Here is a 15,947-nt window from a genome sequence, read left to right on the forward strand (position 1 = left end):
CTCCCGGTAGAGCATCGCTCTACCGGGAGTTCTCCGGCCTAGTGCCTCAGGAAGTCCTCGAGGCCGTGGAGGTCGTCGGTGTTGATGTGGTCGACGCCGGCGGCCTTGAGCTCTGTCCAGACTGCTTCGCGGGCCGCGCCCGGCACGTCCGGCGTCTCCCAGAAGCGCACCCGGTAGCCGGCGTGGTGAGCGGTCACCACGATGTCGTGCAGCTTGACCTGCTCGTCGGCCGGCATCGGACCGACGCCCTTCCAGGTGAACACGTTCGACCAGTTGTCACTCACCAGCGGCATCAGCCAAGCGGGCATCCCCGATTGCAGGTCGCCGAGCCGGCCGTCGTACCCGGCGTACCGGACCTTCTGTGCCTTCAGTACGTCGAGCGGCCGGTTGCCACTGATCACCGAGGTCACCGCGCCCTTGAGTACGCGCCCGTTGATGAACACCGTGCTGATGCCGCGAAACTTCTGCAGCGCCTCGTCCACCGCGGCGTACGTCGACGGCCCGTCGCTCTTGATGTCGATGAGCAACTGGAAGTCTCGGCCATGCTTGTACACCTGCCCGTGGTTCTCCCACACCCGATCGGCCAACGGCTTCAGATACAGGCTCTCCAGCGTGCGACCAGGTACGACGTCATCCAGGTCGTGCGCGACCCGCAACTCACCGTCGACCAGCCATACGTCCGCCTCGACGCTGTTGAACCCACGATCCAGTGCATCCTGCAGCGGACGCCGGTGGTCGTAGTCGTTGTGCGCATGCGCCGACGGCAGTGCACGGAACGCCGGAGCGTCGTACGCCTTGGGAAGCCTGAAGCCGTTCTCCTGGACGACGGAACGCAGCCGGTCGGGGTAGTCGGTGATGATCCCGTCGACACCGTCGTCGATCAGCGACTGCATGGTCGGCGGGTCGTCGACGGTCCACGGGATCACCTTCATCCCGGCCTTGTGCGCCGACTTCACCATGTCCGCGGTGACGTACGGCCGGTAATCCGGGTCGGTGACCTTGCCGTCCTGCGGGAAGCCGTGCACCGGCGAGATGGCTGACGCGCCGAACGATTTCGTCGCCTTGACCAGGTCGCCACCGAAGTCGTCGATGTCCAGGCCGCCCAGCCACGGCGACTTGCCCGGCTGACCGACCTGCAGGAAGTCGAAGTTGGTCAGCGCGACCAGCGGCAGCTCCGGCGCGACCTGGCGCATCCGCATCAGCGAGCCCCAGTCGAAGCTCTGGATCGTCACCTGCCGGCCGATCTTCGCCTTGCGGACCTCGCGCGCGACGACCTGGACGAACTGCTCGCGCGGCGCGGTCTCGGACGGTGCACCCGCCTCGACCTTGGTCTCGATGTTCAGCTTCACGTCGTTCGCGTGGTAGCGGTGCACGAGCGCGAAGATGTCGCGCAGTTCGGGCATCCGGGCGCCCGGATCGGGCTGCTGACCGGGGAAGCCGGCCTGCGGCAGCGAACCGCAGTCGAGTTGCTTGACCTGCTTCAGCGTCAGCGTGTTGATGAACTTGCCGACGTACGGGTACTCCGCGTCGTTCGGCGTGTACGGCGCGGTGTCGCGGCACTTGGACCCGGTGACCTTGCGGTCGTGGGTGACCACGGCGTACCCGTCCTGGGTGATCTGGACGTCGAGCTCGAGCGTGCTGACGCCGAGTTCGAGACCGTGCGAGAAGGACGCGATGGTGCTCTCCACGGTGAGTCCGAGCCCGCCGCGGTGAGCCTGGACGTCGAAGTCGCCACGGTGGGCGGAGGCCGGTACGGCGACCAGTCCCTGGGCGACCAGACCGGCAGCGAGGGCAAGCGGAAGCAGCGCGCGGGGGAGGCGGCGCATGAGGGGTTTCCTTCCGGAGGGGTGGGCGGACGTCCCCGAGGCTGGCTGCCGCAGGGATACCTGTCCCTTCGTGAAGGTAGCCGAGAAAAGGCCGACGGGTGACCGCCGCGTGTCGCCGCCCGACTACGGAGCGCGCTCGTGAGTACGGCTACTCGTACTGGAGCGCTTCGAGTGGGTTCAGGCGGGCCGCGCGCCGCGCCGGCCAGATGGCGGCGAAGATGCCGACCACCACCGACACGATTGCGAAGATCACGAGTTGACCGGTCGGAATCGTGAAGGTGATCTCGTCCAGCCGGGATGCCAGCAGCGACGCGAGAACGAGACCCAGCACGATCCCGATCACCGCGCCGATCAGGGCGGTGATCACGCTCTCCTGCCGGATCATCCGCTTCACCTGCAAGCGCGTCAGCCCGATCGCGCGCAACATGCCGAGCTCCCGCGTCCGCTCGAAGACGGTCAGTACCAAGGTGTTGACGATGCCGAACAGACTCACCAGGACCGAGAGCGCGAGCAGGACGTACAGCACGTTCAGGATGCTCTTCACGTTGTCGGTCTGCGCCTTCTTGAACGCCTCCCGCGTCATCGCCTTGGCGTTCGGGAAGGTGCTCAGCGCGCTGTCCAGGGCTGCCGTGTTCTCCGCGGTCACACCGCCGCGCATGTTGACGAACGTGTAGATGTTGAGCGGTTGCGACGTGGTCGAGTCGAACGTCTCGGTCGAGATCGTCACGTTGCCGAACGGCGATCCGCCGGCCGGCGGCCGGAAGACGCCACGGACCTGGAGTTGCAGGATCTTCCCGGTCGCCGTCTCCATCGCGAAGCGTGAGCCCTGCGAGAGCGCGTGGTTGTCGGCGTACTCGGCATCGACGATCGCGCCGTCGGCACCGAGCTCGCCGAGCGACGCCTGCGAACCGGACCGCCAGTCGAACGTGAGCAGGCCAGGCGCCTCGGCATCGACGGCGGTGATGGTGATCGTCTTGTCGAACGCCTTTGCCTGACCGCCGCGCACGCTGGTCTGGGACTCGACGCCCGGTACCTCGGCCACCGCGGCCGCGACCGTCGGTGGCAACGGACTGAAGTTGTTCTGCGCGGTGATGGCGTAGTCGGCGCTGAAGATCCCGTCCACGGCCTGCTCGAACGGCTTGATGATGCCCGCCCCCAGGGTGGCAACCAGTGTCACCAGTGCGAGTCCGATCATCAGCGCGGCGGCGGTCGACGCCGTCCGGTGCGGATCGCGCCGGCTGTTCTGGCCGCCGATCGCGACCGCGGGTCCGTCAGGGAGTACTCGCGGGAACTCGGCGGGCCGCCCTCGGAGCCGTCGTACCACCCAGAGCGGGAACAAGAAGAACGGCCAGGCGATCGCGGTCAGTACGACGACCGCCCAGCGGGCGACGGGATCGGACACGGCGGCGAGCGGCCGGACGAGTCGGGCGGAGAACAGGGCGATGCCGATGAACAGCAGCAGTACGCCGGCACCGAGCAACGACAGCAGTGTGCTGGTCGACAATCCGTCGACGAACAATCCGACCAACACGAGAGCGATCCCAGCCACGGCGAGCAGGGCCGCTCCCAGTGGGCGGAAGCGATGCAACCGGCCGGGCGCGAGCGTTGCGCCCTCCCGGACCGCGGCGATCGGAGGCACCCGGGTCGCCCGCCAAGCAGGTCGAAGGCTGGCCAGAACGGTGACCAGTACGCCGACCACCAGCGCGACGATGATCGTCCGGGTCCGGAAGACCAGGCCGTTGTTCGGCAGCGTGAAACCGACCGCGTCGAACAGCCTGAACAGCCCGGTCGCGATCGCGAGCCCGAGGAACAGCCCGACCACCGCCGAGACGAGTCCGGTCACCAGCGCTTCCAGGACGACGGTGCCGAGGATCTGGCGACGCGAGGCGCCGAGAGTGCGCAGGGTGGCGAACTCGCGGGTCCGTTGGGCGATCGTGATCGACAGGGAGTTGGCGATCACGAACGAGCCGACGAACAACGCGATCCCGCCGAACACCAGCAGGAAGGTCTGCAGGAAGCTGAGGAAGCCGCTGGTCCCGGCCGCGTCCTCGGCGGCCTGGTCCTCGGCGGACCGGACCTGCGTCGCCTCGGGCAGGATGGGCCGCACCGCGTCGAGCAGTTGCTGCTCGGTGGTTCCGTCCTTCTTCGCGATCAGGATCTGGTCCAGCTTGCCGGACTTGTCGAACAGACGCTGCGCGGTGCCGAGCTCGAACCCGGCCAGCGTCGCGCCGCCGATCGACGACACCGCGCCGAACTCGACCAGCCCGGCGATCCGCATCTGTTCGGCCGGCCCACGCGCCTGTACGCCGATCGAGTCGCCGGCCGCGAATCCCTTCTCCTGTGCGCTGTGCGTGTCGATCACGACCTCGCCCGGCGCGGGCCAGGAGCCGGAGACGAGGGTCAGCGAGTTGAACTGCGGCAGCGCGGGATCCACGCTGAAGGCGAGGTTCGGCGCGCCGCCGAAGACGATCGCCTTGCCGTCCTTGCCGATGAGTTGCGCCTCGCCGGCCACCGAGCCGCCGGCCGCCCCGACCTCCGGCAGTTCCCGGACCTGCGTGAGCAGACCGGCGTCGAACGGCGGTGCGGTGACGGTCCCGTCCTCCTCCGCCTCGAACGCCGTCTTCCCGGTGATCGCGGCATCCGTGTTCTTGTAGTTCTCGGTGAAGATCGAGTCGAACGCGGACGTGATCGAATCGGTCAGCACGTACGTTCCCGAGATCAGCGCGACGCCGAGCACGACGCCGATCGCGGTCAGCGCCGAGCGGAGCTTGCGGGCCAGCAACCCCTGGACCGCGAACCGGATCACTGCAGGTCCAGCGTGTCGATGATCTGCAGGATCTCGTGCTGGCTGGATCGACCGGTCTCCTTCACGATCTCGCCGTCGGCCAGATACAGGACCCGGTCGGCCATCGCGGCCGCCCGGGCGTCGTGCGTGACCATGACCGTGGTCTGGCCGTATTCGTCGACCGAGCCGCGCATCAGCGCCAGGATCTCGCCGCTGGTCCGCGAGTCCAGGTTGCCGGTCGGCTCGTCGGCGAACACGACCGTCGGCCGTGACACCAGGGCCCGCGCGATCGCGACCCGCTGCTGCTGGCCGCCGGACAGTTCGGCCGGCCGGTGCTCGAGGCGGTCGGCGAGTCCGACCCGCTCGACCAGATCCTCGAAGTACTGCGGATCCGGCTTCGTGCCGGCGATCGTCAGCGGCAGCACGATGTTGTCGCGGGCACTGAGCATCGGCAGCAGGTTGAAGAACTGGAAGATGAAGCCGATGTGCTGACGGCGCAGCTTGGTCAGCGCGTCGTCACCGAGGGTCGTGATCTCGATCCCGTCGATCTGCACCGAGCCGGAGGTCGGCCGGTCCAGCCCGGCCAGGATGTGCATCAGCGTGGACTTGCCCGAGCCGGACGGCCCCATCACCGCAGTCAGCTGTCCTGGATCGATCTGCACGCCCACGCCGCGCAGGGCACGGACCTCCGTGTCGCCTTCGCCGTACACGCGGACGACGTCCTCGGCGTGCACAACCCCGGTGTTCGTGCGTGCTGCTGTCCCCTCCGTGCCGATCATCGCCCCTCCCGACGGATCAGCGGCCCCCAGCCGATCGAATCGGTCCCCGGTCCCGAGTCTGCCCTCTTCCGGCGGTCAGATCCAGCCCCGCCGGGCGGCGTGGAAGCCGAGCTGGAGGCGGGTGTCGGCCGAAACCAGGTCCATCAGGGCACGCACCCGGCGCTGGACCGTGCGCATGGACAGGTTGAGCTGGTTGGCCACCGCCTGGTCGGTCAGGCCGGCCAGGAGCAGGCCGAGGATCTTGGCGTCGAGCTCCGGGAGACCGTCCGACGAGCCCTCGACCATGCCGTTCGTGCCGAGCACCAGTGGCAGCCCGTCGCGCCAGACTCGGTCGAAGAGGGCGAGCAAGGCGTCGAGCATGCCGCTGCTGTGCACAATCAGCGCACCGATGGCGCCGCCCGGTCCGGACAGTAGGGGCACGAGCGCGATGCGACGATCCACAATCAGCAACCGAAGCGGCAGTTCCTGGACGACGCGAACCTCTTCACCGGCGTTCAGCGAGTCGGACGCGGCGGCGAAGAACCCCGGGCGGTCGAACGCGCTCCGCTCGATCATCACGCGGTAGCGGACCCCACGGGTGACGGCGGCGTCCTCCTCCTTGTTGTCCTCGGGCGGAACCACGGCGATGTCCGCCTTCACGAACCCGAGGACTTCTTCCCGCGCCGACATCTGCAGCTGGGCGAACCGCTGGCCGACCGCGTTGGCACCGCGTACGACGTCCACGACATCGCTGATCGACCGCTCTGTGTCCGTGCCCCGGTAGACCTCGGCCAGCGACTCGATCTCGCGTTGCGCCCGCCGCAACTCCTCCTCGCGCTGGACCGCGAGTGCCGCGAGCGCGACCGAGGGCGGCGAGGCGACGTACCGATCCGTGCCGCTGCTCGACCGCGCGGCCAGGCCGAGTGTCTCCAACGACGCCAGCGCCCGCGCCGCTTCGACCGGGTGGCAGGTGAGCCGGCTCGCCAGCTCGACAGCGTCGTACGACGGGACCTCGACGAGGGCCCGATAGGCGAATTCTTCGGAGTCATCCAGTCCGAGCACGTCGAGCACGATGCCTCCCAGCAGACGGCGATGTGGCGGCTGGACCCTGGCGGGTACCTGAATTGTCGCAATCTTGCCAGCACAGCCACCTCCTTCGCTGGCGGTTTTGCGATGGACTGACCGGCGACAATCCGTCCCGAAGGGTGTCCTCCCCATGTTTTTCCGCTTCCTGGCGCGTAAAACCCCAGCCCGTCGCTTTCTGACCGGTGCCGCGGCCATCGCGTTGCTCGCGGCCGGCGCGGTACCCGCCGCCACCGCCACCCCGCCCAGTCCGTCTAGTCCCACTGCCCGGCCGAGCCTGCCGGTGCAGGTCGACGCCGCCAAGGTCGTCACCCTGATCACGGGGGACAAGGTGCAGTTGTCCCCGGCCGGCTCCGGACGCAGCAACGTCCGGTTCGTCCCCGCCGACGCCTCTCATGCCGGCTACGAGACGCGCACAGTAGGCAAGGACCTGTACGTCGTACCCGACAGCGCCGCCCGACTGGTGAACAGCGGCAAGGTCGACCAGGCACTTTTCAACGTCAGCGGCCTGATCCGGCAGGGGTACGACGACGCGTCCACCAACCAGATCCCGGTCATCGCGACATACAAGCCGACGGCACGGGCCGCTCAGCAGGCGGTCCCGGCCGGGTCCACCCGCACGCGCACCCTGCCGTCGGTCGGTGCCGCCGCGCTGCGGACCGACAAGACACAGGCTCACGACACCTGGCAGTCCCTCTCGACCGGCCGGGACGTCCAGAAGCTCTGGCTCGACGCGAAGGTGCGCAAGACCCTCGACCAGAGCGTCCCGTACGTCGGCGCCCCGCAGGCCTGGGCGGCCGGGTACGACGGCACCGGTACGACGGTGGCCGTGCTCGACTCAGGCGTCGACGCGGAGCACCCGGACCTGGTCGGCGCGGTCAAGGCGCAGCAGAACTTCACCGACAGCCCGGACGTCGCCGACCACGACGGTCACGGCACCCACACCTCGTCGACCGTGGCCGGTCGCGGCGTGGCGTCCAACGGCAAGAACAAGGGTGTTGCCCCGGGCACGCAACTTCTGTCGGGCAAGGTCCTGAACGACTTCGGCAGCGGCGAGCTGTCCTGGATCATCGCCGGGATGGAGTGGGCCGTTGCCGAGGGCGCCGATGTGATCAGCATGAGCATCGGTACGTCGGAGCCGGTCGACTGCACCGATCCGATGGCGGCCGCGGTCGACCGGATCAGCGCGGAGTCCGGCGTACTGTTCGTGATTGCAGCCGGCAACCTCGGTGGACCGGCCGAGGCCATCACCAGCCCGGGATGCGCAGCGTCGGCGATGACGGTCGCGGCGACCGACCTGACCCAGACCACGGCCGACTTCTCCAGCCGCGGACCGGTGCTGAGCAACCACGCGGTCAAACCCGACATCGCGGGACCGGGCGTGGACATCACCGCGGCGCGGGCCGGTGGACGCGGCGACCAGGCGTACGTCGACATGAGCGGTACGTCGATGGCGACGCCGCACGTGGCCGGTGCCGCGGCGATCCTGAAGCAGCAGCATCCGGACTGGAACGGTCAGGATTTGAAGGCTGCCTTGCAGAACTCGGTCCGCTCGGAGAGCAAGGTCGGGATCTATGAGCAGGGCGCGGGGGAGCTCGACGTCGCTCGGGCGGTCGCTTCGACTGTGACTGGGCCGAGCACGGTCGACCTCGGGACCTTCGCCTGGCCGCACACTGCGGCGCAGAAGGTCACAAAGCAGTTCACTTATCGCAACAGCGGGACCTCGCCGGTGACGCTGACGTTTGCAACCGATGCCCGCGGCAACAACGGAAAGCCGTTGCCGGACTCCCTGATCCACTTCGATGCCACGTCGCTGACGGTGCCGGCCGGTGGAACTGCCGACCTCCCGGTGACTGTTGACCCGGCAGCCGCTCTGGACTACGGGCTGTACGGCGCGATCAGCGTCCGCGTGGTTGCTACCGGCAACGATGGTCGGACCGTGGTGACGCCGTTCGGGTTCTACCTCGAGCCGCAGTACGTCGACGTCACCTTCAAGCTGATCGACCGCGACGGGAAGCCCGCCTCGTCGATCAGTTCGCTGGACGTGTTCGACCTGGACAGCATCGCGGCGCAGCGGGTTGGGTTCGACGGCGCGGACCGCACGCTCCACCTGCGGGCCGGCACGTACTCGCTCGCCGCAACGATCGCCCACGACGGCGCGGACGGATTCGTCGACTCGTACGCCTTCCTCGGCGACCCCGAGATCACGCTGACCGAGAACACCACGATCACATACGACGTACGGACCGCCGCTGAGGCCAAGGTGACGACGCAACGCCCGAGCGAGCGCCGCGGCGGCAGCCTGACGTACGGGCGGGTGATCGACAACTGGATCCTCGCGTCGAGCCGCAGCTTCGGCCCGCAGGTCTCGGCGATCTACCTCGGGACGACGCCGGAGGCGCGCCGGGGCACCTTCGAGGTGATCGAGGGGTGGCAGTACGGATCACCGGCCGGCGCCAAGTCGCCGTACCTGTACAGCCTGGCGTTCACCCATGAGCAGCAGGTCAAGGGGAAGCCGGAGCATCGGCTCCGCGATCGCGATCTGGCCACGATCGATGCGACGTACTACACGCCGGGGAAGCCGTACAGCTACTCCGAGTACACCGACGTGTGGCGACCGTGGAGCATCAACCTGATCCCGACCGGGACCCGGGGAACTGTGGCGGCGCCGACAAAGGTGCAGCATCTGGTGACCGCCGACCCGGACACCAAGGTGACGCAGATGGTGGGGCATGCGGATGCGATGTCGTGGCCGTTCGCGACGCTCATGACGTCGACGGCGACGGCGTACAGGCCGGGGACCCGGCACAGCGAGAGTTGGTACAAGGCAGGGCTGCGGCCGAGCATGGTGACCGATCAGACGACCGGGCAGAAGTACGCGCCGGCGGCCCGCGACGGGAACACGATCTGGAGCAACTTCCCGAGCTGGGCGGACACGCAGCCGGGTCACTTCTCGCAACAGGGCTTCCTGGATCTCGGCGGGACGGAACTGCTGGCGGACGGGGTGTCGCTGGGTAAGTACGGGTTCTACGGTCAGGGCGTCTGGGACGTGCCGGCTGCTGCGACGAACCTCGAGCTCGTGTACGACCTGAACCGGTGGCAGCGGGGCGACTACAAGTGGGAGTCGCCGTCGACCGTCCAGACCCGGTGGAAGTGGAAGAGCTCGTCGGCTGACGCCGGCAAGCCGTTGCCGCTGCTGTTCCCGGACTACGACATGGCGGTCGACCTGAACGACCGGGCTCCTAAGCTGCCGATCTTCCCGATCACGATCACGGCGGAGTCGGGGTACTGGTACAAGGCCGGACGGTTCACCTCGGCTCAGGTGTCGGCGTCGTACGACGATGATGCGACGTGGGTCCAGGTCCCGGTGGTGAACCTCGGGAGCAAGGCAGTGGCCCTGGTCAACAACCTGAAGGCGACCGACTTCGTCACGCTCAAGGTCGAGCTGACCGACTCCAACGGCACGTCGGTCACGCAGACGCTGAACCATTTCTACGGAATCCGCTAGAAACGGCGGAACGCCCCCGGGTCGTTGCCTTGACTCGGGGGCGTTCCATCTGTAGCGAAGTTTGTGGCATCGGACCGGGAAGCGCCTCACGGCGCGTGGCCGCTCGCAGCGGCTTATTTTGGGACCCGGGGCTTGCACCGGCCCGACACCTCGAACAGTGTAACGGGTGCCAAACCCCTTGTCCCGTTGACATCTCGGGCTTCAAGACGCCATACCACCCGAACCTCAACTGTGCAACCACAGCCTGGTTCTGGCGCGTTGCGATGGGTTGCCGAGGGGGGTGATTACCAGAGTTGGCCGGCGCGTTGCTGCGGGTTGCGCGGCGTGCGGTTACCAGAGTTGGCCGGCGCGTTCGGCGCGGGCCGCGGTCTGCAGTTGGTCCGCAGTCTCGACCAGCTTCGAGGCCGACAGCACCCGGTCATGCCCGTCGTCGGCAAGGTGCGCCCGCCCGGTCGCCACGATCCGCGCGAACGCGGCCGCCCGGTCCAGCGTGGTCGCGAAATCACCGGTCGCGACACCCCGCAGTACGGCGTCGACCATGTCCCGCACCTCGGTCGGCCCCGGCGGCTCGGCGACACCTGCCACCACCGCGTGCACCTCGGCGTACTTCCGCCCGGCGGCGAACTCGTACGACACCTCTTCAGCGTTGGAGTGCACCCACGACCGCAGCAGGTACAACCGCCACAGCGCACCCGGCAACGAGTCCGACGGCGCATCCGACCACAGCTCGGCCAGCTCATCCAGCCCGTAGTCGTCCGCCAGTTTCACCACGCGGGCATGCACCTCCGCGTCCTCCGAGTCCCGCACACCCCGCACCAGTAACTCAGCCGTCCGATGCGCCACCTCAGTCACCGTGGCCGGATCAGCAGCCCCCGGCAACGACTCGAACAACTTGTTCCCCGGCATGATTGGACGACGCGGATCAGAACTGGCCACGCCCCCATGATCCCCGACCCCGCCCACCCCCGCACACCCACCCGGCCCGCCGCGGTGGGCGACGTGCGTCACGTACGGTGATCCGGGTGTATGAGGTGCAGGGGTGGTTCCGGCTGTGGTTCAGCTTCGATGACGACGAGGAACTGGATCGGGAGGCGGAGTTTCTTCCGGAGCTGCAGGAGTTCGCGCAGCGGTTCGCGGGGTCGAACGTGGAGGTGCGGTGGCCGCGACTCAACGGCAGCTACTTCCTGACGATCGCCGGCTACACCAATCGGCCACGGACGGACAGCGATGACCTGCACACCCTGCTGACGATGGCGAGCTCGGGACAATCACCGCAGCCGCCCGCGAATTCGGAGTGGAGGCCTGAGGCGTGCGCGATGACTTGCAACCGCGCGTCCTCATCGGCCGCGAAGCCGGCGATCACTGTGCCATTCGGGTCCTAGGTCGGCTTCACGCACGTGCAGATGACTACTGGGACGGCAACTGGCTGATGAGCTCGATCGATCTCGTGATCGGTCCATTCGATGGGACCGTTCCTGCTTCCTTGCGAGCCGAGGAGCTGACCACCTTTCGCGACCAACTCGGCGTTCTCCATCAATCCCTCACCGGTGCAGCGGTGCTCGACTCAATGGAGGAGTGGCTGCACCTCGTCGTCTCCGTGACGTCGTCCGGGGCCGTGGAAGTCACTGGGAAGGCACGCGACAGGCTCGGCAGGGCGAACGAGCTTCTGTTCCAGATCGACGATCTCGACCAGTCGGACTTACCCAAGATCATCGAGGCGCTGGACGAGGTCGGGGCCCTCTTTCCCGTCATCGGTCACCCCTGACCGCGAGGGTTGAGTATTTGCTGGAGGGACGGCGGTCGTTGAGGTTCGCGGCTCACGAACTCGGGAGTGGGGGTCTGAGGGGTCGCTACAGTCGAGGGTATGGCAGGTGCTAAGGGTGGGCAGGGGAAGCTGGCCAAGAACCTGGTCAAGTACGGCGTGCGGTATGGGCCGTTGGCGGTTGAGGCGTTCCGGCATGGGCGGGAGCCGGCTCAGCAGGCGATGCAGGCGGCGCTGGCGAAGCGGTCCGCGCGGAAGAAGGCGATCGAGCACGCGCTGACGGTGCGGGACGGGTCGCTGCTGAAGGTGATTCGCGAGGGGCAGGCGATCTTCTTCGTGTTCTCCGGTGATGCCATCGTCACGACGTACCCGGCCGTCCCGCAGAACACCTACCCCGACCTCCTCCGCCACGCCGACCTCGACAAACGCGAACCCGCCGCCCTCCTGGCCGCCCGCAAACCCAAGTTCACCCCCCACCTCCCACACCTCCGCCGCCGCTGACCCTTCCCCCCGGCGCCCCTCAGCCACCCCGTGGGCCGTTGGCCGCAGCGGTGCACAGGATCCTGAGGACCTTGCACACCGCAGGACCTGTCGGCAGTCTCCGCATGGTGTTCGAGGCCGCGCTGTGTGCTGCTCGTATGCGCAGGCGGCGCGCAGATGGACAGGTAGTGGCGGCGGATGTGTGGTGCACCTGAGCGTGCGCTCGTTCTGTGTACGGCGTATCGCGGGTGCACTACCTGTCGATCTGCACATCGCCCAGCAGGCGACGGGCTGCGTCGAGGAAGGTTGATGTGGGTGTAACGCGGGGGACTCGGTGGGGCAACAGAGGGGGTGGAGGGTGGGACGTCTACGAGGGAGGCGTCTGCATGCTTTGGAAGATCAGGACTGAACTTGCCGATCGGCCAGGTGCGTTGGCTGAGCTCGCTGCGCGGTGTGGGGCGGATGAGATCAACATCCTGAGTCTCGAGGTGTTCACGGCTGAGGGTGGGGCTGTTGATGAGTTGGTGGTTTCGACGGGCGTTGGGTGGACGGCGGAGGCGTTGACGGCGCTGGCGGCTGAGGCGGGTTGTCGAAGTACGACGGTTCGGCCGTGTCAGGCCGACGTACTGAGTGATGGGCCGACGCGGTACCTGCGTGCCGTGCTGCGGTTGATTGATGACCCGGTGTCGGTGGATGACGAGTTGGGCAACCTGCAAGGGTTCGACGAGTACACGCCGGCAGAGTGGGCGCGGGCTGATGTCCTGGTCGAGATCGCCGGTCGGCTGGCCGAGCGCCTGCAGGAGACCGAAGGTCCCCGACCAGGCAGCGGCGAACCTGAGCTGCGTACGGCGACCGTCGACGACGCTGAGGCGGTCGTCGCGATGCATGAGCGGTGCTCGTTCGAGAGCCGCACCCGGCGCTACCACGTACCAATGCCGAAGTTGACCGCCCGCACCGCCCGCCACCTGTCCGCACCGGCCGGCGGCGTCTCGATCGTGGCGATTGTCGACGATGCCGTCATCGGGATGGCGACCGCCGCGCCCTGGGAGGAGCTCGGGCGTACGACGATGGAAGTCGCCGTACTGGTCGAGGACGGATGGCAGGGACGTGGTCTCGGCGCGCAACTGCTCCGCAGGGTGATCGGTGCGGCACGCAACCTCGGCGCGGACCGCGCGGTCTGTGTAGTGCAACCGGAGAACGTCGCGATGCTCCGCACGATCGAAGGTCTGCGGATGCGGACCAGAGTGGTCCAGGACAGCGACAATCTGATGGTCACTGTCGCGCTGTCCGACCAGAGCCTGTCGCATGCGGTGGATCGGCCGCCGGTGCAATATCGTCGGAGTCGTGCCACCCCTTCCCACTGGTCGCAACCCGCACGGGCTGCTGGTCAATCTGCCCGCGAGCACGCGCTCGCCGCTCTTTCAGCTGTTCAGCCGATTCCTGGTCGCGCTGGGTCTGCTGACGGTGATGGTGCTGATCGTGGTGGTCGACCGTGACGGCTACAAGGACAACTACGACGGTGACGTCGGGCTGATCGACGCGATCTACTACGCGACCGTCACCCTCACCACCACCGGGTACGGCGACATCACGCCGGTGACCCCGAGCGCGCGGCTCGTGAACGCGTTCATCGTCACGCCACTGCGGATCGGGTTCCTGGTGGTGCTGGTCGGCACGACACTGGAAGTCCTGGCCAACGAGGGTCGCCGCGTCATGCGCGACACCCGATGGAGGAAGCGCATGAAGGATCACACCGTCGTCGTCGGCTACGGCACCAAAGGCCGGTCCGCCGTCCAGACGCTGATCAGCAACGGGGTGAAGCGCGACAGCATCGTGGTGATCGACCCGCGGGCGCAGGCGATCGGCGACGCCGGCAACGACCAGATGGCCGCATTCCACGGCGACGCGACGAACCGGAACGTCCTGCGCCGGGCCGAGGTGATGACGGCACGCGAGGTGATCGTGACGACCGACCGTGACGATGCGGCGGTCCTGGTCACACTGGCCGTCCGGCAGTTGAACCCGACCGCGCACATCGTGGTCGCGGTCCGCGAGGAGGACAACGTCCCGCTACTGCGGCAGAGCGGGGCCGATGCGGTCGTCACTTCGTCCGAGGCGGTCGGCCGGTTGCTCGGCTTGTCCGCGGTCAGTCCGAACCTGGGCGAGGTGATGGAGGACCTGCTCACGTACGGCGAGGGCCTCGAGGTCGCCGAACGCCCGGTGCTCGGCCGCGAGGTCGGCAAGCCCCCGTCCGCGGTGCCGGACCGGGTGGTCTCGGTCGTGCGCGACGGCAAGGTGCACCGGTACTACGATTCCAACGTCTCGGTGCTGGCCGCCGGCGACAAGCTGATCGTCGTTCGCCCCGCCAAGGAAACCCCCTGGGCCGAACGCCCCGGCGCCGACGAGCAGGACGAGTAGGCCCTTCCGTCGCACTGTCGGCCTGCTTAGAGTCGTACTGCCTGGGAGTCGAGTCATGGCAGGGGGCAGTCATGAGGTGGAGCAGGGCGGCTGGGGTTACCGGCGTTTTTGTGCTGGTGTGTGCGGGACTGACCGGCGCACAGAGTCAGGCGGCGCCGCCGGGGAACGAGTGGGTAGGTCCGTGCGTCTCGGAGGACAGCGTCGTGCAGGCGCGAGGTGGACCGCGCGAACCGGATCTCGGGCAGGTCGCGCAGGATCTCCCGGCCTCGGCGAAGGGTCAGGCGAAGCCGGGGTTCAGGGCGACCGTGCCGGTGTACTTCCACGTGGTCACGGACGGTTCGATCGGCTCGCTCACGTCGGCGCAGATCGCGGCCCAGATCGACGTACTGAACAACACGTACGCCGGTGGTGAGGGCGGCGACCAGACCGGCTTCAGCTTCAAGCTGGCCGGCGTGACGCACACCGACAATGCAGCCTGGTTCTACGCGAACCCGGGCGGCACCAACGAGCACAGCATGAAGCAGGCACTGCACACCGGTGGGCCGGGCGACCTGAACCTGTACTCGACGACAGCGGGCGACTACCTCGGCTGGGCCTACCTGCCGGACATCGTCACCAAGCCGGGCCAGGCGTACCTCGACGGCGTGGTGATCGACTGGGAGTCCTTCCTCGGTACGTCGACCACGTACGCGGGCCGCTTCGACCAGGGCGAGACGTCCACCCACGAGGTCGGGCACTGGCTGAACCTCGAGCACACGTTCTTCGGTGGGTGCAACGCGAAGGGCGACTTCGTCGACGACACTCCGGCGGAGAAGACGCCGACCAGCGGTTGCCCGGCCGGCAAGGACACTTGTAAGGCACCCGGCCTCGACCCGATCCACAACTACATGGACTACTCGTACGACTCCTGCTACACCGAGTTCACGCCCGGCCAGTCGCAGCGGATGGCCGATGCGTGGCTGCTGTACCGATCGGGTGCCTGAATCGGCGTGACGTTCGACCGCGGCATCATCGTCCGGGCCGCCGCTGCACCTGCATCCCACGCACGCCGAAGGGTTCTACGTGCCGGCCGGTGAGTTGACCGTGCAACTCGGGGACGAGGTGCTCACCGGCGGGCCGGGGACTTGGGCGTGCGCGCCGAAGAACACTCCGCGCCCCTGACCGCGCCGGCGGCGCCGCTTTGCTGGCGTCGACTCCACTTTGTGCATGGGATCCGTACGACGAGCGCCTTGGCCTCAACCGGTTGTTGCACATGATCTTTGTGTGGTGACTGGAGGTAGTGATGCCGGGTAGGCGGTTGGACGTGCGGGAGCGTCAGGTGATTGAG

13 protein-coding genes are annotated in these 15,947 nt (G+C 67.8%); 8 read left to right on the top strand and 5 right to left on the bottom strand.

Features of this window, described 5'->3' with window-relative positions; all coding sequences use genetic code 11:
• Positions 1 to 38: 38 nt before the first annotated feature.
• The 4 genes from E0H73_RS36975 to E0H73_RS36990 form a co-directional block, all read right to left on the bottom strand.
• The gene (locus E0H73_RS36975; RefSeq protein WP_131364428.1) at positions 39 to 1,826 is read right to left on the bottom strand and encodes a glycerophosphodiester phosphodiesterase family protein; all 1,788 of its coding nucleotides are present in this window, start codon (positions 1,824 to 1,826) and stop codon (positions 39 to 41) included.
• 148 nt (positions 1,827 to 1,974) lie between these two features.
• Positions 1,975 to 4,632, bottom strand: a complete 2,658-nt coding sequence (locus tag E0H73_RS36980; RefSeq protein WP_131364430.1) for an ABC transporter permease — start codon at positions 4,630 to 4,632, stop codon at positions 1,975 to 1,977.
• Positions 4,629 to 5,390: an ABC transporter ATP-binding protein gene (locus E0H73_RS36985; protein WP_131364432.1), complete on the bottom strand. Its 762-nt coding sequence runs from the start codon at positions 5,388 to 5,390 to the stop codon at positions 4,629 to 4,631. The genes E0H73_RS36980 and E0H73_RS36985 overlap by 4 nt, the downstream gene beginning before the upstream one ends.
• A gap of 75 nt (positions 5,391 to 5,465) precedes the next feature.
• On the bottom strand, positions 5,466 to 6,440 hold the full coding sequence (locus tag E0H73_RS36990; protein ID WP_202867737.1) for a helix-turn-helix transcriptional regulator: 975 nt from the start codon (positions 6,438 to 6,440) through the stop codon (positions 5,466 to 5,468).
• 145 nt (positions 6,441 to 6,585) lie between these two features.
• Between E0H73_RS36990 and E0H73_RS36995 the strand changes: the two genes are divergently transcribed.
• Entirely contained in the window at positions 6,586 to 9,960 is a 3,375-nt protein-coding gene (locus tag E0H73_RS36995; RefSeq protein WP_131364434.1) for a S8 family serine peptidase, read from the top strand.
• A 330-nt stretch (positions 9,961 to 10,290) separates the two neighbouring features.
• Here the strand turns inward: E0H73_RS36995 and E0H73_RS37000 are convergent, their stop codons facing one another.
• Positions 10,291 to 10,866 carry a hypothetical protein gene (locus tag E0H73_RS37000; protein WP_131364436.1) on the bottom strand — a complete coding sequence of 192 codons (576 nt, stop codon included), beginning with the start codon at positions 10,864 to 10,866 and terminating at the stop codon, positions 10,291 to 10,293.
• A 116-nt stretch (positions 10,867 to 10,982) separates the two neighbouring features.
• On the opposite strand from E0H73_RS37000, the gene E0H73_RS37005 reads away from it, so the two are divergent.
• The 7 genes from E0H73_RS37005 to E0H73_RS48480 all read left to right on the top strand — a co-directional run bounded on the left by E0H73_RS37005 (position 10,983) and on the right by E0H73_RS48480 (position 15,781).
• Positions 10,983 to 11,342: an Imm7 family immunity protein gene (locus E0H73_RS37005; protein WP_131364438.1), complete on the top strand. Its 360-nt coding sequence runs from the start codon at positions 10,983 to 10,985 to the stop codon at positions 11,340 to 11,342.
• A complete protein-coding gene (locus E0H73_RS37010; protein WP_131364440.1) occupies positions 11,270 to 11,725 on the top strand; it encodes a WapI family immunity protein in 456 nt (151 codons plus the stop codon). Before E0H73_RS37005 ends, E0H73_RS37010 begins: the two co-directional genes overlap by 73 nt.
• Positions 11,726 to 11,824: 99 nt before the next feature.
• On the top strand, positions 11,825 to 12,223 hold the full coding sequence (locus E0H73_RS37015) for a hypothetical protein (protein ID WP_238164514.1): 399 nt from the start codon (positions 11,825 to 11,827) through the stop codon (positions 12,221 to 12,223).
• Positions 12,224 to 12,588: 365 nt separating this feature from the next.
• Positions 12,589 to 13,698 (top strand): GNAT family N-acetyltransferase, encoded by a 1,110-nt coding sequence (locus tag E0H73_RS37020; RefSeq protein ID WP_131364442.1) that lies wholly within the window; start codon positions 12,589 to 12,591, stop codon positions 13,696 to 13,698.
• Positions 13,670 to 14,620 (top strand): potassium channel family protein, encoded by a 951-nt coding sequence (locus E0H73_RS37025; RefSeq protein WP_131364443.1) that lies wholly within the window; start codon positions 13,670 to 13,672, stop codon positions 14,618 to 14,620. Before E0H73_RS37020 ends, E0H73_RS37025 begins: the two co-directional genes overlap by 29 nt.
• Positions 14,621 to 14,691: 71 nt before the next feature.
• Positions 14,692 to 15,603 carry a zinc metalloprotease gene (locus tag E0H73_RS37030; RefSeq protein ID WP_131364445.1) on the top strand — a complete coding sequence of 304 codons (912 nt, stop codon included), beginning with the start codon at positions 14,692 to 14,694 and terminating at the stop codon, positions 15,601 to 15,603.
• A gap of 43 nt (positions 15,604 to 15,646) precedes the next feature.
• Positions 15,647 to 15,781 carry a cupin domain-containing protein gene (locus E0H73_RS48480; RefSeq protein ID WP_131364471.1) on the top strand — a complete coding sequence of 45 codons (135 nt, stop codon included), beginning with the start codon at positions 15,647 to 15,649 and terminating at the stop codon, positions 15,779 to 15,781.
• Positions 15,782 to 15,947 lie beyond the last annotated feature (166 nt).

The sequence above is a fragment of the Kribbella pittospori genome, from assembly GCF_004331465.1.
Lineage (GTDB): Bacteria > Actinomycetota > Actinomycetes > Propionibacteriales > Kribbellaceae > Kribbella > Kribbella pittospori.